A 16,863-nucleotide genomic window follows, 5' to 3' on the forward strand; every position below is an offset into this window, starting at 1 on the left:
GACCTCGTACTGGGCGTACTCGGTCTTGCGCCCGGTGCGGCGAGAGTGCGTGCCAGGCGTCGCGGGGCAGACGGGACTTTGACGACAGACCCTAGAAGAGGGTGCCCTCCTCCGGCGCCTCCAGCTCGCCCAGCAGCTCGGGCCCGTTGTTGCGCACGTTGCTCACCGCCGTGGACACCGGGTACGCCCGCATCAGCCCGCCCGGCGGGGGCGCCAGCAGGTCCCGCAGCCCGGTCTCGTCGGTGCGGGCCGGATCCAGCCAGGCGTCCCAGCGGTCCGGGGTCAGCATCAGCGGCATGCGGGGGTGGATCTCGGAGAGGGAGCGCGGCCCCTCGGCGGGGGCCACGCCCAGCGGGGTGGTCTCGGCCTCGGCGGTGATCACCGAGCAGGTGGCCCACCAGGCCTGCGGGTGGTCGGGGGGCAGGGCGGCGTCGCGCCAGAACTCGTAGATCCCGGCCATCGCGAAGACGGAGCCGTCGGCGGGCAGCACGAAGTAGGGCTGCTTGCGGGCCCGCTTCTTCTTCCCCTCCACCTCCAGCTGCCGCTCGTCGTGCGCGGTGACCCACTCGTAGTAGCCGTCGGCGGGGACGATGCAGCGGCGCTGGGCGAAGGGCCGCCGGAAGGAGGGCTTCTCGTGCAGGGTCTCCGACCGGGCGTTGATCATCCGGGCGGCGCCCTCGGGGCTCTTGGCCCAGGAGGGGACCAGGCCCCACTTCAGGGCCCTCAGCTGGCGAACCGGACGCGGGTCCCGCGCGTCTTTGAGGGGACGGTCGAGGACGACGTGCACCTCCTTGGTCGGCGCCACGTTGAAGTCGGGGGCCAGGGTCTCCTCGGGCTCCCACCGCTCGATGCCGAATATCCCCGCCAGTTCCTCTGGCGTCCGACCGGCCGCAAACCTTCCGCACATGGCTGACACACTGCCACGGACACCGCCCACCACCGCAAGGAGTCCGCCACTCCATGGACAGCAGCACGACGGCCGGCCTCTGGGACCGGCTCACCGGCATACAGACCCCACCGGCCCTGTGGCTGGTGGCCGCCACCGGCCTGGCCGCCCTGGCCGTCGTGGTGTGGCGGCCGCTGTGGCTGCCGGCCCGCAACGCGATCACCATCGCGCACGAGGGCGGGCACGGCCTGGTGGCCCGGCTGAGCGGGCGCGAGCTGGCGGGGATCCGGCTGCACTCCGACACCAGCGGGGTCACCGTCAGCCGGGGCAAGCCGACCGGGGTCGGCATGGTCCTGACGGCCGCCGCCGGCTACACGGCGCCCTCGCTGCTGGGCCTGGGCGGGGCCGCCCTGCTGTCGGCGCACCGGATCACGGTGCTGCTGTGGGCGGCGACCGCACTGCTGGTGCTGCTGCTGGTGCGGATCCGCAACGCGTACGGGCTGCTGACGGTGTTCCTGGCCGGCGGGACGTTCGTGCTGGTCTCCTGGCTGGCCTCGGCGGAGGTGCAGGCGGTCTTCGCGTACGCGGTGGTGTGGTTCCTGCTGCTGGGCGGGGTGCGTCCGGTCTTCGAGCTCCAGGCCAAGCGGCGCGGGGGCGGGGCGCCGGACTCGGACGCCGACCAGCTGGGGCGGCTCACCCACCTGCATCCGGTGGTCTGGCTGCTCTTCTTCCACACGGTCTCGCTGTGCGCGCTCGTGGGGGGCGGGCGCTGGCTGCTCGGCCTGTGAGACGCGGGCGCGATCAAGATCTGGGCCCGCGCACAGCCACTAAAGTGGGGGCCATGACCGAGACCCCCGCGCTCCTCCCCCTCTGGCCCGCTCCGCTCGCCGAGGGTGCCGTCCACGCCACCGTCACCGTGCCGGGGTCCAAATCGGTCACCAACCGCGCCCTCGTGCTCGCCGCCCTGGCCGCCGAGCCGGGCTGGGTGCGCCGCCCGCTGCGCTCGCGCGACTCCCAGCTGATGTCGGACGCGCTGCGCGCCCTGGGCGTCGGCATCGAGGAGACGGTCTCCTCCAGCTCCGCCGCGGACGGCGCGGGCGGCGAGGCCTGGCGGATCATCCCGGCGGCCCTGCACGGTCCGGCCACCGTCGACGTCGGCAACGCGGGCACGGTCATGCGCTTCCTGCCGCCCGTCGCCACCCTCGCCGCCGGCGACATCCGCTTCGACGGCGACCCGCGCTCCTACGAGCGCCCGCTCGGCGAGGTCATCAACGCCCTGCGCGCCCTGGGCGCCCGCATCGACGACGACGGCCGCGGCGCGCTGCCGATGACCGTCCACGGCGGCGGCGCCCTGGAGGGCGGCACGGTCGAGATCGACGCCTCCAACTCCTCGCAGTTCGTCTCGGCGCTGCTGCTGTCCGCCCCGCGCTTCAACCAGGGCGTCGAGGTCCGGCACACGGGCGCGACGCTGCCGTCGATGCCGCACATCCGGATGACGGTGGAGATGCTGCGCGCGGCGGGCGCCCAGGTCGACACCCCCGAGGCCGGGGGCGAGAAGAACGTCTGGCGGGTGGCGCCGAGCGCGCTGCTCGGCCGCGACCTGGTCGTCGAGCCGGACCTGTCCAACGCCCAGCCGTTCCTGGCGGCGGCGCTGATCACCGGCGGTACGGTCACCATCCCGGACTGGCCGCGCCGCACCACGCAGCCCGGTGACGAGCTGCGCCGCATCTTCACGGAGATGGGCGGCTCCTGCGAGCTGACCGACGCGGGCCTGGTCTTCACCGGCACCGGCGCGGTCCACGGCATCGACGTGGACCTGAGCGAGGTCGGCGAGCTGACCCCGGGCATCGCGGCGGTGGCGGCCCTGGCCGACTCCCCGTCCACCCTGCGCGGGGTGGCCCACCTGCGGCTGCACGAGACGGACCGGCTGGCCGCGCTCACCAAGGAGATCAACGAGCTCGGCGGCGACGTCACCGAGACGGCGGACGGGCTGCACATCCGGCCGCGGAAGCTGCACGGCGGGATCTTCCACACCTACGACGACCACCGCATGGCCACCGCGGGCGCGGTGATCGGCCTGGCCGTGAAGGGCGTGGAGATCGAGAACGTGGCGACCACCGCGAAGACCCTGCCCGACTTCCCGAGGATGTGGGCGGACATGCTCTCGGGAGCGGAAGCAGGAGCGGGAGCGTAGGGGCCCGGTCATGCGCAGGTACGGCAAGCACACCGACGAGGACGACATCCGCCAGCGCCCGAACCCCAAGGGCAACCGGGCACGGACGAACATCAGGCCCAAGCACGAGGACGCCTCGGAGGGCTTCGTCCTCACCGTGGACCGCGGCCGGCTGACCTGCCTGGTCGACGGCCGCACGGTCACCGCGATGAAGGCCCGCGAGCTGGGCCGCAAGGCGGCGGTGGTGGGCGACTGGGTGTCGCTCGTCGGCGACCTGTCCGGAAAGAAGGACACGCTCGCCCGGATCGTACGGATCGGGGAGCGCAAGTCCGTCCTGCGGCGCACGGCCGACGACGACGACCCGTACGAGCGGGTGGTCGTCGCCAACGCCGACCAGCTGGCGATCGTGACGGCCCTGGCCGACCCTGAGCCCCGGCCCCGGATGATCGACCGCTGTCTGGTGGCGGCGTACGACGCGGGGCTGGAGCCCCTGCTGGTGCTGACCAAGTCCGATCTGACCTCCGCGGACAAGATCCTGGAGGTCTACTCGACCTTCGGGCTGAACTACGTGGTGACCAACCGCGAGGAGCTGGAGACGGGCGACGCCGCCGAGCGGGTCCGCGAGCGCCTCGACGGCCGGATCACCGCCTTCGTCGGCCACTCGGGCGTGGGCAAGACGACGCTGGTGAACTCGCTGGTCGCCGAGGGCCGCCAGCGCGCCACCGGGCACGTCAACGCGGTGACCGGCCGCGGCCGGCACACCACCACCTCGGCGCTGGCGCTGCCCCTGCCCTCCGGGGACGGCTGGGTCATCGACACCCCGGGCGTGCGCTCCTTCGGCCTGCACCACGTGAACCCCTCGCGCGTGGTGCTGGCCTTCCCGGACCTGGTGCCGGGGACGGAGGGCTGCCCGCGCGCGTGCAGCCACGACGAGCCGGACTGCGCGCTCGACCAGTGGGTGGAGGACGGCCACGCGGACCCGGCGCGGCTGTACTCGCTGCGGCGGCTGCTGGAGACGCGCGAGCGCCGCGAAGGCGACTGATCGCCAGACTGATCGCCGGGCGGGTTTGCACCACGCCATGTCTGGTAAATGCATAATCGCACCAAGTGACGTGATGTCACCTGACGCGGGGAGGCATTCGACATGGCGTGGCTGCTGGTCGTGGTCGCGGGGATCCTGGAGACCGGTTTCGCGGTCTGCCTCAAGCTGTCCCACGGTTTCACCCGGCTGTGGCCGACGATCGCCTTCGCGTGCTTCGCGCTCGGCAGCTTCGGCCTGCTGACCCTGGCCCTGAAGAAGCTGGACGTGGGCCCGGCGTACGCGGTGTGGACGGGCATCGGGGCGGCCGGGACCGCCATCTACGGCATGGTCTTCCTCGGGGACCTGGTCTCCACCCTCAAGCTCGTCTCGATCACGCTGGTCATCCTGGGCGTCATCGGCCTCCAGCTCTCCGGCTCGGCCCACTGATCAGCCGCAGCAGCTCCCGCTCGCCCGGCTCCTCGCCGGGCGCCACCACGTAGGACAGCGCGAGCCGTACGGCGAGCTCGCAGCGGCGCTCCGGCTCCTGCGGCAGCGCGGCTACGGCCCGGTCGCGGGCGGCCCGGGTCAGCTCCCCCGGCCCGATCGCCTGCCGGCTCCCGGCCGGGGGCGGCGCGGGCAGGGCCGTGCTCCAGGCCCCGGTCAGCAGGGCCCGTACGAGCGCACGCGCGCGGGCCGCCCGTACCGTCCACTCGGCGACGGCCGCGAGCCGCTCGGCGGCGGTGTGCCCGGGCGGGGCGGCGGCCAGCGCCCGGTCCACCCCGTCGAGGTACCAGTCGGCCGCGCGGCGCACCAGGGCCCGGCCCAGGCCCTCCTTGCCGCCGAACTCGTTGTAGAGGGTCTGCCGCGAGACCCCGGCGGCGGTCGCGACCTCCACCATCCGCACGGCCGGCCAGGGGCGTGCGCTCAGCGCCGCCTCCGCCGCTTTCAGCAAGGACTCCCGGGCCGCCGACAACGTCGCCTCCCCCGCCTGTCGCTCCGGCCGGCTGTCCCCGGCCTGGCTCACCCGCCAGAGTTGACGGACCGCCAGATCCTGTCAAGGGCGCCTCCCGGCCGTACCGTGGACACCGTTCGCCGGGCCCCCGCGGTCTCGATACTGTTCGGGCATGCCCACGTATGACGACGATCTGCGCCTTGCCCTCGAACTCGCCGACGCGGCGGACGCCGCCACCATGCAGCGCTTCCGCGCCCTCGACCTGAAGGTGGAGACCAAGCCGGACATGACTCCGGTGAGCGAGGCCGACCAGGCCGCCGAGGAGATCATCCGGGCCGGGATCCTGGCCGCGCGGCCCGACGACGCGATCCTCGGCGAGGAGTACGGGCTCAAGGGCGAGGGCCCGCGCCGCTGGGTCGTGGACCCGATCGACGGAACGAAGAACTACGTGCGCGGCGTCCCCGTGTGGGCGACCCTGATCTCCCTCATGGCGGAGGGCGAGGACGGGGTGTTCCGCCCGGTCGTCGGCGTGGTCTCGGCCCCGGCGCTGGGCCGCCGCTGGTGGGCCTCGCAGGGCGGGGGCGCCTTCTCGGGCGGCGCGCTGGGCGAGCCCGCGGGCCCGATCGGCGTGTCGAAGGTGGCCTCCCTGGGGGACGCCTCCTTCGCGTACTCCTCGCTGAGCGGCTGGGAGGAACAGGGCCGGCTCCCCGGCTTCCTGGAGCTGACCCGCGCTTGCTGGCGCACCCGGGGCTACGGGGACTTCTGGCCGTACATGATGGTCGCCGAGGGCTCCCTGGACCTGTGCGCCGAGCCGGAGCTGAACCTGTGGGACATGGCGGCCATCGCGGTCGTGGTCCAGGAGGCGGGCGGCCGGTTCACGAGCGTCGACGGCGTGGACGGGGTGCACGGCGGCAACGCTGCGGCCTCGAACGGGCTGCTCCACGAGGAGATGCTGGGCTTCCTGCGCCCCGCCTCCTGATCCCGGCGCGCGGGGGCATGCGCTCAGCGCGCCCTCTTGATGACGCTGCGTGCTCGTGGGAATCTGAGACTCCCCCGCTTGTGCGCTTGTGAAGCGGTTCTCGAAGCGGGACACACCCAGGAGGTGGTTCTCTTCATGCTCGTCCGTGACGCCATGAGCACCGTGATCCTGACCCTCGGACCCGCCCACACCCTCCGTCAGGCGGCCTGCCTGATGTCCGGCCGGCGCGTCGGCGCGGCCGTCGTCCTCGACCCCGACCACAGCGGCATCGGCATCCTGACCGAGCGCGACATCCTGAACTCGATCGGGGCGGGCCACGACCCCGACCGGGAGTCGGTGGGCGCGCACACCACGAACAACGTCGTCTTCTGCACCCCCGAGGCCACCGTGGAGGAGGCCGCCGAGGCGATGGCCGTCGGCGGCTTCCGGCACCTGATCGTGCTGGAGGACGGCGGCCCGGTGGGCATCGTCTCCGTCCGTGACGTCATCCGCTCCTGGGTGCGCACGCGGACCAGCATCGCGGCGTAGAACGGCGGCGGGCCGGAACCCCCGTGGAGGTCCCGGCCCGCCGTCCCGCTACGGCAAGCGGTCCGTACTAGCCGCGGAGGGCCTGGACCGCGGCTTCCAGCCGCTTGCCGAAGTCGCCGTCCGCCTGGCGGAAGTTGTCGATCGCGCGCTCGACGATGTCGTCACGGGAGACCTTGGCGATGAAGCCGGAGAGGTTCTCGATCAGACGGCCCTTCTCGTCCTCGGACATCAGGCGGTAGAGGTCGCCCGCCTGGACGAAGTCGTTGTCCTCGGAGTGCGACGGGGTGGCGTGGTTGCCCGTGCCGCCGGTGACCGGGGTGGACTGCCACAGCGGGCGGTCCGTCTGGAAGGGGCCGCCGAAGCTGTTCGGCTCGTAGTTCTTCGCGCCCTTGTGGCGGCCGTCGTAGAGGTAGCCGTCACGGGAGTTGGTGCGCGCCTCGGTGGCGTGCGGGCGGTTCACCGGCAGGTGGTCGGCGTTGATGCCGACGCGGTAGCGGTGGGCGTCGCCGTACGCGAAGAGGCGGCCCTGGAGCATCTTGTCCGGGGAGGGACCGATGCCGGGGACGAAGTGCGCCGGGGAGAAGATGGACTGCTCGACCTCGGCGAAGATGTTCTCCGGGTTGCGGTTGAGCTCCAGCTTGCCGATCTCGATCGGCGGGTAGTCCTCGTGCGGCCACACCTTGGTGAGGTCGAACGGGTTGAAGCGGTAGTTCGCCGCGTCGGCGTCGGGCATGATCTGGACCTGCACGGTCCAGGTCGGGAACTCGCCGCGCTCGATGGACTCGCGCAGGTCGCGCTGGTGGGAGTCCGGGTCCTCGCCGGCGAGCCGGTTGGCCTCGGCCTGGGTGAGGTTCTTGATGCCCTGGTCGGTCTTGAAGTGGTACTTGACCCAGAAGACCTCGCCGGCCTCGTTGTTCCACTGGAACGTGTGCGAGCCGTAGCCGTTCATGTGACGGTAGGACGCCGGGATGCCGCGGTCGCCGAACAGCCAGGTCACCTGGTGGGTGGACTCGGGCGACAGACCCCAGAAGTCCCAGACGTTGTCCGCCTCCTGCGAGCCGGTGTACGGGTCGCGCTTCTGGGTGTGGATGAAGTCGGGGAACTTGATGGCGTCGCGTATGAAGAACACCGGCGTGTTGTTGCCGACGAGGTCGTAGTTGCCCTCTTCGGTGTAGAACTTCAGCGCCCAGCCGCGCGGGTCGCGGCGGGCGTCGGCGCCGCCGAGGCTGTCCGCGACGGTCGAGAAGCGCAGAAACGTTTCGGTCTGCTTGCCGACCTCGGAGAGGAACTTGGCGCGGGTGTACTTCGTGACGTCCGCGGTCACGGTGAAGGTGCCGTAGGCGCCGGCGCCGCGGGCGTGCACCACGCGCTCCGGGATGCGCTCACGGTTGAAGTGCGCGAGCTTCTCCAGCAGGAGCTGGTCCTGGACGAGGACCGGCCCGCCGACCCCAGCGGTCTCGCTGTTCTGGTTGTCGGCGACCGGAGCCCCGGCCTCCGTGGTGAGCGGTCCCTGCGTCACGTGCGCCTCCTGCGTCATTTCCTGCAAGTCCTGTCCTTGGCGTTTGCCGTAACCGATCCTACGATGGACTTTGTCTAAGTCAAGTAAGCATCCAAGTCCACATCGGTTCGGGATCTACACCGAATCCCCACTGTTAGGCTGGCGTGTATGAGTGACCTGCTGGAACGACTTCGCGGACGCGGCTGGCGCATGACGGCCCAGCGGCGTGTCGTGGCCGAAGTACTCGACGGTGACCACGTTCACCTGACGGCAGACGAAGTGCACGCACGCGCAGTGATCAAACTGCCCGAGATTTCTAGAGCGACGGTGTACAACACCTTGGGCGAGCTGGTCTCGCTCGGCGAGGTGCTGGAAGTGTCGACGGACCGGCGGGCCAAGCGGTACGACCCGAACGCGCACCGCCCCCACCACCACCTGGTCTGCGCCCAGTGCGGCGCCATCCGCGACGTCCACCCGGCGGGCGACCCGCTGGCCGACCTGCCGGACGGCGAACGCTTCGGCTTCACGGTCTCGGCGGTCGAGGTGACCTACCGCGGGGTGTGCCCGAACTGCGCCGCCGCGTAACCGGCGGCCGAGGACGACGCGAGAAGGCCGGGGGCCGTCGGCCCCCGGCCTTTTCCGTACGCCGGTGTTTACGTTCAGGAACGACTCAAGGCCCGGATCCATGGGATCCGGGCCTTGGGCCTTCAGTAGCGGGGACAGGATTTGAACCTGCGACCTCTGGGTTATGAGCCCAGCGAGCTACCGAGCTGCTCCACCCCGCGTCGGTAAACCCGACTCTACGGGAGTCCACCCGGCAGATGCAAATCAGTTAACCGGTTCCCCCGGACGGCCTCATGCGGAGAGCTCCTCCGCCAGCGCGTCGCGCAGCCGCGCCGCCCGCTCGGCGACCTCCGCCGGGCCGAGCTCCATGGCGCGCAGGCACCACTTCTGCCCCTCCGCGAGGTCCCCGTGCCGGGCCGCGAGCAGCCCGAGCCGCAGGGCGGCGCGGCCGTGCCCGGCCACCGCCGCCCGGGTCCACCACAGGGCCGCCTCCGGCTCGTTGCCCTCGCGGGCCAGCAGCAGGCCGAGGTTGAAGGCGCCGTTGCGCGAGCCGGCCTCGGCCGCCTCCCGGTACCAGCGGGCGGCCACGGCCAGGTCGCCCCGGGCCGCGGCCAGCATCCCGACCCGTACCTGGGCCCGGCGGTGTCCCTGCTCGGCGGCGCGCTCGTACCAGTCCTCGCTCTCGGTGCGCGGGGCGCCGCCGACGGGCTCGCCCAGCGCCGGGGGCTCCGGCGGCGGGGCCAGCGACTCCAGCAGGGAGGCCAGCCGGAACGCCGCCTCCGCGCTGCCGCCGCCCGCCGCGCAGCGCAGGTGCCGCTCGGCGGCGCGCTCCTCCCCGTCGCGCACCAGGGCGATCCCGACCTGGAGGGCGGCGTCCGTGTGCCCGGCCGCGGCGGCGCGCTCGTACCACTTCAGGGCCGAGCGGTCCTCGTCCCGGCTGGCGAAGAGGATCCCGAGGTTGAAGGCGGCGTCGACGCTGCCGGCCTCGGCCGCCTTGGAGAACCACGGCTCGGCGCCGGCCGCGTCCCCGGCCTGGAGCAGCATGATCGCCAGCGCGTTGGCGGCCTCGCGGTGACCCGCGTAGGCGGCCCGCCGGTACCACTGCTCGGCCTGGGCGGTCCGCTCCTGCGCGGCGCACAGCAGCGCGAGGTTGTAGGCGCCGTTGTGGTCGCCGGCGTCCATCGCGACCCGGTACCACTTCTCGGCGGTCTCGGTCTCGCCGCGGGCCGCGTGCAGCGCGCCCAGGGCGTTCGCGGCGTTGCCGTCGCCGTCCTGCGCGGCGCGGTGCCACCAGGCGGCCGCGCTGTCCTCGTCCCCGGCGTCGCGCAGCAGGAAGCCGAGCGCGCAGGCCGCCCGGGCCTCCCCCTGCTTGGCGGAGCTCAGGTACCAGCGGCCGGCCTCCTTCAGCTCGCCGCGCGCCTCCAGGAGGGCGCCCAGGTGCAGCCCGGCGCGCCGGTGGCCGCGCGCGGCGGCCTGCCGGTACCACTGCTCGGCCTCGGCGGGGTCGCCCTTGCGCAGGTGCCGGGCCAGCCGGTAGGCGGCCTCGCGGTGGCCCTGCTCGGCGGCGGCCCGGAACCAGCGCTCGACCCCCTTGTCCCCGCGGTGTTCCAGCAGGTCGGCCAGGGCGTACGCGCCGAGGGCGTGGCCGGACTCCGCGGCCTGGCGCAGCCAGTACTCGGCGGCGGGCTCGTCCCCGCGCTCGCGGTAGTGGCGGCCCAGGGCGTGCGCGGCGGGGGCCGAGCCGGCGACGGCGGCGACCCGCCACCAGACGGCGGCCTCGTCGGGGTAGCCGCGCTGGAGGAGGAGGACGCCCAGGTTGTTGGCGGCGGCGCGGTCCCCCGCGCCGGTGGCGCCGCGCAGGTAGGGCTCGGCCCCGGCCAGGTCGCCGCGGCGCAGCAGCAGGGCGCCGAGGACGCTCATGGCACCGGGGTCGCCCTTGTCGGCGGCCACCCGGTGGCGCGCCTCCAGTTCGGCGTCGGTGGCCCCGTCCGCGTCACCGAAGGCCTCTTCCGCGAAATCCGCATCGGTCAGTGCGGTCTGCGCGTTAACAGCGGGAGCCGCCTGACCGGCCTCCGCACCCGACCCGGCCTCCGCCCTCACAAACCGCCCTGTCTCCAGCAGAGTTGACCTGTCCCCCATAAATCCCATCGTCGCATCACCTGCTACCCGCGTACACCTGGTATGTCGCAGCCAGTGAGGTCACTACAGCGTTTTGTCGACATGCCCACAGAGAGACAAGTCAAACACGCTCACGCCCCAACTCACCCGCCCCAGTGACCTCATGTCCCCCAGCAGCTTCTCCCCCGGCCGCGTCGAGCCTGGTCCGGGCATGACGAAGGCCCGGATCCCAAGGGATCCGGGCCTTCATCTTCAGTAGCGGGGACAGGATTTGAACCTGCGACCTCTGGGTTATGAGCCCAGCGAGCTACCGAGCTGCTCCACCCCGCGTCGGTGAAACCACAGTATCACGACGCGGGACGGAGCCATGACCGCCTTCCGGCCGGGCCGCCTAGCCCCCCGGCTTGGGGGCCGTCAGCTTCGCCTCCGCGTCGATCGCCCGCTTCAGCGCCGCCTGGAGGTCGCTCTGCGCCTTGCCGTACGCGGTCCAGTCGCCGGCCTTCATGGCCTTGTCGGCCTCCTCGACCGCCTTCTGGGCGTCGGCGAGGGCCGCCTTGACCGTCGGGTCCTGCGCGGCCGGCGGGTTCGCGGGGGTCTCACCCGGCTTGGTCGGCGGGGTCTCCGGGGGTACCGGCGTGGTCGGGGCCTCGGCTCCGAAGACCACGTTCAGCGCCTTCTCCAGGGTGTCCTCGAAGGCCGTCTGGCCGCCGTAGGTCACGAGCACCTTGCGCAGCAGCGGGTACTTCAGCCCCGAGCTGCGGACGTAGACCGGCTCCACGTAGAGCATCCCGCCGTCCAGCGGGACCGAGAGCAGGTTCCCGTACTCGACCTCGGAGTCGCCGCCGCGCAGCAGACGGATCGACTCGGCGATCTTCGTCTCGGAGTTGAACTTGCTCTGGACCTGCTTGGGGCCGTCGACGGGACTGCTGGTCGGCAGCTTCAGGAGTCTGATCTTGCCGTAGTCCGGGGTGCCTGGATCGGCGTTGACCGCCATGAAGGCACTCAGGTTGTCCCGCCCGTTCGGCGTGAACGTGGTGGTGAGGGAGAAGACCTGGTCCTTCTCCTTCTGCTCCGGCATCTTCATCGACAGGTAGTACGGCGGAACCGCCGTACCGGCCTTGGTCGTCGGGTCGTCCGGGACCTGCCACGCCTCGCTGCCGCTCAGGAAGGTCTGCGGGTCGGTGACGTGGTAGCGGGTCAGGAGCTCGCGCTGGACCTTGAAGAGGTCCTGCGGGTAGCGCAGGTGGTCCATGAGCGGCTTGGAGATCTCGCTCTTGGGCTTCACCGTGCCCGGGAAGGCCTTCATCCAGGTCTTCAGGACCGGGTCCTGGGTGTCCCACTGGTACAGGTCGACCGTGCCGTCGTAGGCATCGACGGTGGCCTTGACCGAGTTGCGGATGTAGTTGACCCGGTTCTCCTGCGCGACCACCGCGCGCTGGCTGTTGGTCAGCGAGTCCGTGGTGCTCTGGCCCAGCGTGGTGCGCGAGGCGTACGGGTAGCCGTTGGTCGTCGTGTAGGCGTCGACGATCCACTTGATCCGGCCGTCGACGACCGCCGGGTACGGGGCGCCGTCGATGGTCAGCCAGGGCGCGACGGCCTCGACGCGGTCCTTGGGGGTGCGGTTGTAGAGGATCCGCGAACCCTCGCCGATGGCCCCCGAGTAGAGGATCTGCGGCTCGCTGAAGGCGAGCGCGTACGCGGCCCGGTTGACCGGGTTGTTCAGGTTGACGCCGGAGTCGCCCTTGTAGCTCGTCTCCTTCTCGCCCTTGTCGTCCGAGTAGTCGAGCTCCTTCTGCGGCCCACCGACGATCGAGTACTGCTTCGTCTGCTCGCCGTAGTAGATGCGCTGCTGGAAGTCCTTGCCGAACATGCCCTGGGAGGGCAGGTCCGACTGTGTGAAGTCGGGGGCGCCCTTGTCCGTGGCGGTGTTGCCCTTGGCGGCGACCACGCCGAAGCCGTGCGTGTAGCGGAAGTGGTCGTTGATCCAGTTGTTCTTCGGGATGCCGCCGATGTTCAGCTCGCGGAGCCCGATGACCGTGTCCTGGCCGCTGTAGCGGTCCACGGCGAGCGTGGACGGGAAGGCGTAGTAGCCCTTGACCTGCTGGAGCTGCTGGAAGGCCGGGGAGACGATGTTCGGGTCGAGGAGCCGGATGCTGGCGGTGGTGTCCGCCGTCTTGCGCAGCTGGTCCTTGTTCGTCCCGGCGTTGGGCACGCCCGGGTAGTCCTTGACGTCGGTTCCGTCGATCCCGTAGGCGTCGCGGGTGGCCTTGATGTTCTTCTCGACGTAAGGGGATTCCTTGGCCTGCTCGTTCGGCTGGACCTGGAACTTCTGCACGATCGCCGGGTACAGCCCGCCGATCAGGATGGCGGAGAGGACCATGAGGCCGAAGCCGATGACCGGCAGCTGCCAGGTGCGCCGCCACAGCGTGGCGAAGAACAGCACCGCGCAGATCGCGGCGATGGCGACGAGGATCGTCTTCGCCGGCAGGTAGGCGTTGGCGTCGACGTAGCGCAGGCCGGTCCAGTTGTCGGAGGCCTTGAAGTCGCTGGACTTCACCGCGAGGCCGTACCGGTCGAGCCAGTACGCGACCGCCTTGAAGGTGACGAAGAGGCCGAGCAGCACCGACAGGTGCCCGGTCGCCGCGGCGGTGGCCCGGGCGCCCGGGCTGGTCACGCGCAGTCCGCCGTACAGGTAGTGCACGACGACCGCGGCGATCACCGACAGCACGACCGCGGCGAAGCCGAAGCCGAGCAGGAAGCGGTACCAGGGCAGGTCGAAGGTGTAGAAGGACACGTCGAGATGGAACTGCGGGTCCTTCTTGCCGAAGGGCACCCCGTTCACGTACATCAGCCAGGTCTTCCACTGGCCGGCGGCCGACGCGCCCGCGATCAGCCCGACGATCGCGGCGATGGTCAGGAGCAGCCACTTCTTGTACGGCGCGACGCTCATCCGGTAGCGGTCGAGGCTCTGCTGCTCCATCGACATCGCGCTGAGCGGCGGCCGCAGCCGGTACGCCAGCCAGATGTTCAGCCCGACGGCGCCCGCCATCAGCAGCCCGAAGACGGCGAAGAGGCCGATCTTGGTCCACAGGGTGGTGGTGAAGACCGTGGAGTACTTGACGGAGCGGAACCAGAGCCAGTCCGTCCAGAACCCGGCGAACATGATGAACGCCATGGCCAGGACGGCCAGGACGCCCAGGGTCAGCAGAAGGGTCCGGGCACGCCGGGAGGGGCGGCCGACTCTCATCCGTGGCCCGGAGGGGCCTCCGCCGCGGTCCGGCATCTGGAAAGCCAAGGTGCGCACCTCGAAAGTCGCTGTGTCTGGTCGTGGGCCCTCGATCGTAGGGCCCACCCATGCAACTTACTGAGGCTTTAGTCAGTTCCCGGTATCGGGGGGAAACGAGGCAGGATGTTGTCCATGTCCAACCTTCCGCCCACCCCGGGCACCCCGATGGCGGCCAGTCCGCTGACCCGCGCCGTCCTCGAAATCGACGAGTACGCCTCCACCCTCGGCTGGGACAAGCCGGCCCGCCTCTTCGCCCTGGTCGACACGGCCCGCCTGCGCCGGCAGGAGCCCGGCCTGAGGAAGCAGCTCGGCCTCGACACCGACGACGCCGGCAAGGCCCAGCTCACCCCGATCGAGCAGGACGAGGTGCCGGCCGGGACCCCGCTGGACAAGTTCCTGGGAACCATCGCCTGGCCCGACGCGGTCGTCGGGTGCGCGCTGACGGTGGAGCGGCTGATGCTGCCGCCGTCCGCCGAGGCCGCCGTACCGGAGGGGCTCAACGACAAGCAGCTGGCCAAGTGGGTCGCCGGCCACCCGGAGCGGCAGGAGGTGCGCCTGACGGTCGGCGTACTGCGCGACGGCTCGCGGGAGTCGGCCGTACGGCTGCGGGACAAGGACTCCTCCAGCGAGGTCCTGACCGGTGCGGGCCTGGTGCCGGGGCTGGCCGACGCGCTGGCGGCGACCTTCGCCTGACCCCCCGGGGTGCCGGGGGGCCGGCCGGGTCCGCGCGCTCAGGACTTCGTGCAGCGCGGCAGTCCGGCCGTGTCCCCCTTGCTGATCTTCTGCAGGGCCTTGGTGGCGTCGTCGATGGTGGAGACCTTCACCAGGGTCAGACCGTCGGGGACCCGCGCGGCGGCGGAGGCGCAGTTCTCGGCCGGGGTCAGGAAGTACTCGGCCCCGGCCTGGCGGGCGCCGATGGTCTTCATCTGGATGCCGCCGATGGGGCCGACCTTCCCCGTGTCGTCGATGGTGCCGGTGCCGGCGATGAACTTGCCGCCGGTCAGGTCCTCCGGGGTGAGCTTGTCGACGATGCCCAGGGCGAACATCAGGCCGGCGCTGGGGCCGCCGACGTCGGCGAGCTTGATGTCGATCGGGAACGGGAAGGTGTGGTCGGTCCCGGCCCGGATGCCGACGACGGCGTGGCCGTCGTCCTGCGCCTTGCCCGCGGTGATGGTGACCTTGGTGGTGGCGGTGGGCTCGCGGTTCGCCTTCTCGGCCTCGGCCGCCTCGGCGGCGGGCACGATGGTGAACTCGACGGGCTCGCCGGGCTTGTGCTTGGTGACGAGCTTGGCGACGTCACCGGGCGCGGTGACGGGGCTGCCGTCGACGTTCTTGACGACGTCCCCGGCGTGCAGCTTGCCTTCGGAGGGGCTGCCCTTGACGACGGTGGCGACGATGACGCGGGCGCTGACCGGGATGCCGAGCTGCTTGAGGGCGGCCACCTTGGCGCTCTCCTGCGACTGGCTGAACTCCTCGGCGTTCTCCTGCGTGGACTCCTTGTCCGTCTTGCCGTCCGGGTAGAGGTTCTCGTGCGGGACGACGATGTTGTCGTCCGCGAGCCAGCCGTAGGCCGCTTCGAGCAGGTTCATGTCGTAGTCGGCGCCGGTGACGCGGACCGTGGTCATGTTGAGGTGACCGGTGGTCGGGTACGTCTGGTGGCCGGAGATGTTCAGCACCGGCTCGCCGTGCGACTCGCCCAGTGTGTTCACGGTCGGACCGGGACTCATCTCGGAGTACGGGACCTTGAGGAACAACCCCGCGCAGAGCAGCGCGAACAGCACGAGGGAGGAGGCGAGCATCGTCGCGGGACGGCGTGGCATGGATCGACAGTACGGGACGGCCCCGGCGGGCGGCCCGTGGGGCCGGTCAGACGACGTCGGACCCGGAGTGCGCCTCGGCCTTCTGCCGTTCCCGGTCGGCCTTGTCCATGGCCTCGCGGAACCTCGCGTAGCCGGCGAGCTCGGATATGTCACCCTGGGTGCGGTCGCGCGCTGCCCAGCTGCCCCATATCGCCGCCCCTATCGCGGCGAACAGCGGAATCAGCAACCACGCCAGTGACGCCATGGACGTGCCTCCCTGCCCCGAAAGTACGTGTAGTCGTTGGTGGCTTCAACGCTCGTGCCCATGGGGGGGTTACGCAAATCGAGGGCGTGTTGCGCGGCCGAACGGGGGTGAGGCTACTCCCGCCCGGCGGGGTCCGCGCGGCCGGGGTCAGCAGGCGCCGACCCACTCCTCCGAGCCGTCCGAGAAGGTCTGGTGCTTCCAGATCGGCACCTCGTGCTTGAGGTCGTCGATCAGCATCCGGCAGGCCTCGAAGGCCTCGCCGCGGTGCGGGCAGGAGACGGCGACGACCACGGCCAGGTCGCCGACGGCCAGGTCGCCGACGCGGTGGACGGCCGCCAGGGCGCGGACGGGGTACTTCGCCACGACGCGCTCGGCGATGCGGCGCATCTCGGCCTCCGCCGTGGGATGGCAGGAGTAGCCGAGGGCGTCGACGTCCGCGCCGCCGTCGTGGTTGCGCACCGTGCCGACGAAGAGGGTCGTGCCTCCCGTCTCGTCGTCGCCGACGGCCTGGAAGACCTCGTCGATCGAGAGCGCGGTCTCACGGATCGCGAGCAGCCGGATGGGGTCCTGGGCGGCCTGCTCGCCGGGGTGGTCGAAGTGCGGTGCCATGTCATCCATCGTGCCCTAGCGGCTGACGTGGCGGAATAGCCGATTCGCCCGTGCCGTGACCGGCGGGTTGGGAGCCTCCTACAGGAGGGCCGACGGGCGCGGGCGGGCCGGCCGGGCCCGGAGCGGGTCCGGGCCCGTGGGGGCCGGGTGCGCGTCCCCGGTCAGAGGCCGCGGCGCCGACGGGC

The 16,863-nt window shown here is 71.6% G+C and carries 16 protein-coding genes and 2 tRNA genes; 8 read left to right on the plus strand and 10 right to left on the minus strand.

Translation table 11 applies throughout. The features are described from left to right. Positions 1-91: 91 nt before the first annotated feature. Positions 92-907 (minus strand): SOS response-associated peptidase, encoded by an 816-nt coding sequence (locus AB0F18_RS33650; RefSeq protein ID WP_362067567.1) that lies wholly within the window; start codon positions 905-907, stop codon positions 92-94. A 53-nt stretch (positions 908-960) separates the two neighbouring features. On the opposite strand from AB0F18_RS33650, the gene AB0F18_RS33655 reads away from it, so the two are divergent. From AB0F18_RS33655 to AB0F18_RS33670, 4 genes are all read left to right on the plus strand, one after another. Then, positions 961-1,674, plus strand: a complete 714-nt coding sequence (locus tag AB0F18_RS33655) for a M50 family metallopeptidase (protein ID WP_362067569.1) — start codon at positions 961-963, stop codon at positions 1,672-1,674. A gap of 53 nt (positions 1,675-1,727) precedes the next feature. Next, complete coding sequence (aroA, locus tag AB0F18_RS33660) at positions 1,728-3,080, plus strand: 3-phosphoshikimate 1-carboxyvinyltransferase (protein ID WP_362067573.1); 1,353 nt, start codon at positions 1,728-1,730, stop codon at positions 3,078-3,080. A 10-nt stretch (positions 3,081-3,090) separates the two neighbouring features. Continuing rightward, complete coding sequence (gene rsgA / locus AB0F18_RS33665) at positions 3,091-4,101, plus strand: ribosome small subunit-dependent GTPase A (RefSeq protein ID WP_362067575.1); 1,011 nt, start codon at positions 3,091-3,093, stop codon at positions 4,099-4,101. A gap of 102 nt (positions 4,102-4,203) precedes the next feature. Continuing rightward, complete coding sequence (locus AB0F18_RS33670; protein ID WP_007266432.1) at positions 4,204-4,527, plus strand: multidrug efflux SMR transporter; 324 nt, start codon at positions 4,204-4,206, stop codon at positions 4,525-4,527. Here AB0F18_RS33670 and AB0F18_RS33675 read toward each other — a convergent pair. After that, the gene (locus tag AB0F18_RS33675; protein WP_362067593.1) at positions 4,493-5,053 is read right to left on the minus strand and encodes a TetR/AcrR family transcriptional regulator; all 561 of its coding nucleotides are present in this window, start codon (positions 5,051-5,053) and stop codon (positions 4,493-4,495) included. The genes AB0F18_RS33670 and AB0F18_RS33675 overlap by 35 nt on opposite strands. Positions 5,054-5,204: 151 nt before the next feature. Here AB0F18_RS33675 and hisN point away from each other — a divergent pair, with 151 nt between their 5' ends. Continuing rightward, complete coding sequence (gene hisN / locus AB0F18_RS33680; RefSeq protein WP_362067577.1) at positions 5,205-6,011, plus strand: histidinol-phosphatase; 807 nt, start codon at positions 5,205-5,207, stop codon at positions 6,009-6,011. A gap of 135 nt (positions 6,012-6,146) precedes the next feature. Then, a complete protein-coding gene (locus AB0F18_RS33685) occupies positions 6,147-6,539 on the plus strand; it encodes a CBS domain-containing protein (RefSeq protein ID WP_362067579.1) in 393 nt (130 codons plus the stop codon). A 67-nt stretch (positions 6,540-6,606) separates the two neighbouring features. Here the strand turns inward: AB0F18_RS33685 and AB0F18_RS33690 are convergent, their stop codons facing one another. Then, entirely contained in the window at positions 6,607-8,076 is a 1,470-nt protein-coding gene (locus tag AB0F18_RS33690) for a catalase (protein ID WP_362067595.1), read from the minus strand. A gap of 129 nt (positions 8,077-8,205) precedes the next feature. Between AB0F18_RS33690 and AB0F18_RS33695 the strand changes: the two genes are divergently transcribed. Further along, entirely contained in the window at positions 8,206-8,622 is a 417-nt protein-coding gene (locus AB0F18_RS33695) for a Fur family transcriptional regulator (RefSeq protein ID WP_362067581.1), read from the plus strand. A 126-nt stretch (positions 8,623-8,748) separates the two neighbouring features. Here AB0F18_RS33695 and AB0F18_RS33700 read toward each other — a convergent pair. The 4 genes from AB0F18_RS33700 to AB0F18_RS33715 all read right to left on the minus strand — a co-directional run bounded on the left by AB0F18_RS33700 (position 8,749) and on the right by AB0F18_RS33715 (position 14,002). After that, positions 8,749-8,822 (minus strand) — tRNA-Met (locus AB0F18_RS33700). Between the two features lie 70 nt (positions 8,823-8,892). After that, positions 8,893-10,749: a tetratricopeptide repeat protein gene (locus tag AB0F18_RS33705; RefSeq protein WP_362067583.1), complete on the minus strand. Its 1,857-nt coding sequence runs from the start codon at positions 10,747-10,749 to the stop codon at positions 8,893-8,895. A gap of 226 nt (positions 10,750-10,975) precedes the next feature. Then, positions 10,976-11,049: transfer RNA gene (locus tag AB0F18_RS33710), tRNA-Met, on the minus strand. Between the two features lie 61 nt (positions 11,050-11,110). Continuing rightward, complete coding sequence (locus tag AB0F18_RS33715; protein ID WP_362067597.1) at positions 11,111-14,002, minus strand: UPF0182 family protein; 2,892 nt, start codon at positions 14,000-14,002, stop codon at positions 11,111-11,113. A gap of 126 nt (positions 14,003-14,128) precedes the next feature. Here AB0F18_RS33715 and AB0F18_RS33720 point away from each other — a divergent pair, with 126 nt between their 5' ends. Then, entirely contained in the window at positions 14,129-14,698 is a 570-nt protein-coding gene (locus AB0F18_RS33720; protein WP_362067585.1) for a PPA1309 family protein, read from the plus strand. 38 nt (positions 14,699-14,736) lie between these two features. Here AB0F18_RS33720 and AB0F18_RS33725 read toward each other — a convergent pair whose 3' ends face one another. The 3 genes from AB0F18_RS33725 to AB0F18_RS33735 all read right to left on the minus strand — a co-directional run bounded on the left by AB0F18_RS33725 (position 14,737) and on the right by AB0F18_RS33735 (position 16,678). Continuing rightward, positions 14,737-15,825 carry a PDZ domain-containing protein gene (locus AB0F18_RS33725; RefSeq protein WP_362067587.1) on the minus strand — a complete coding sequence of 363 codons (1,089 nt, stop codon included), beginning with the start codon at positions 15,823-15,825 and terminating at the stop codon, positions 14,737-14,739. Positions 15,826-15,871: 46 nt separating this feature from the next. Beyond that, positions 15,872-16,069: a hypothetical protein gene (locus AB0F18_RS33730; RefSeq protein ID WP_362067589.1), complete on the minus strand. Its 198-nt coding sequence runs from the start codon at positions 16,067-16,069 to the stop codon at positions 15,872-15,874. A 147-nt stretch (positions 16,070-16,216) separates the two neighbouring features. Continuing rightward, on the minus strand, positions 16,217-16,678 hold the full coding sequence (locus AB0F18_RS33735; RefSeq protein ID WP_362067591.1) for a molybdenum cofactor biosynthesis protein MoaE: 462 nt from the start codon (positions 16,676-16,678) through the stop codon (positions 16,217-16,219). Positions 16,679-16,863: the final 185 nt, after the last annotated feature.

This window comes from Streptomyces sp. NPDC029216 (assembly GCF_040648015.1).
Lineage (GTDB): Bacteria > Actinomycetota > Actinomycetes > Streptomycetales > Streptomycetaceae > Streptomyces.

Bases quoted from the DNA above. Each gene is read 5' to 3' on its own strand.
- AB0F18_RS33670 (WP_007266432.1), top strand. From the start codon at position 4,204: ATGGCGTGGCTGCTGGTCGTGGTCGCGGGGATCCTGGAGACCGGTTTC.
- rsgA (WP_362067575.1), top strand. From the start codon at position 3,091: ATGCGCAGGTACGGCAAGCACACCGACGAGGACGACATCCGCCAGCGC.
- AB0F18_RS33650 (WP_362067567.1), bottom strand. From the start codon at position 907: ATGTGCGGAAGGTTTGCGGCCGGTCGGACGCCAGAGGAACTGGCGGGG.
- AB0F18_RS33690 (WP_362067595.1), bottom strand. From the start codon at position 8,076: ATGACGCAGGAGGCGCACGTGACGCAGGGACCGCTCACCACGGAGGCC.
- hisN (WP_362067577.1), top strand. From the start codon at position 5,205: ATGCCCACGTATGACGACGATCTGCGCCTTGCCCTCGAACTCGCCGAC.
- AB0F18_RS33695 (WP_362067581.1), top strand. From the start codon at position 8,206: ATGAGTGACCTGCTGGAACGACTTCGCGGACGCGGCTGGCGCATGACG.
- AB0F18_RS33715 (WP_362067597.1), bottom strand. From the start codon at position 14,002: ATGCCGGACCGCGGCGGAGGCCCCTCCGGGCCACGGATGAGAGTCGGC.
- AB0F18_RS33730 (WP_362067589.1), bottom strand. From the start codon at position 16,069: ATGGCGTCACTGGCGTGGTTGCTGATTCCGCTGTTCGCCGCGATAGGG.
- AB0F18_RS33705 (WP_362067583.1), bottom strand. From the start codon at position 10,749: ATGGGATTTATGGGGGACAGGTCAACTCTGCTGGAGACAGGGCGGTTT.
- aroA (WP_362067573.1), top strand. From the start codon at position 1,728: ATGACCGAGACCCCCGCGCTCCTCCCCCTCTGGCCCGCTCCGCTCGCC.
- AB0F18_RS33685 (WP_362067579.1), top strand. From the start codon at position 6,147: ATGCTCGTCCGTGACGCCATGAGCACCGTGATCCTGACCCTCGGACCC.
- AB0F18_RS33655 (WP_362067569.1), top strand. From the start codon at position 961: ATGGACAGCAGCACGACGGCCGGCCTCTGGGACCGGCTCACCGGCATA.
- AB0F18_RS33725 (WP_362067587.1), bottom strand. From the start codon at position 15,825: ATGCCACGCCGTCCCGCGACGATGCTCGCCTCCTCCCTCGTGCTGTTC.
- AB0F18_RS33735 (WP_362067591.1), bottom strand. From the start codon at position 16,678: ATGGCACCGCACTTCGACCACCCCGGCGAGCAGGCCGCCCAGGACCCC.
- AB0F18_RS33720 (WP_362067585.1), top strand. From the start codon at position 14,129: ATGTTGTCCATGTCCAACCTTCCGCCCACCCCGGGCACCCCGATGGCG.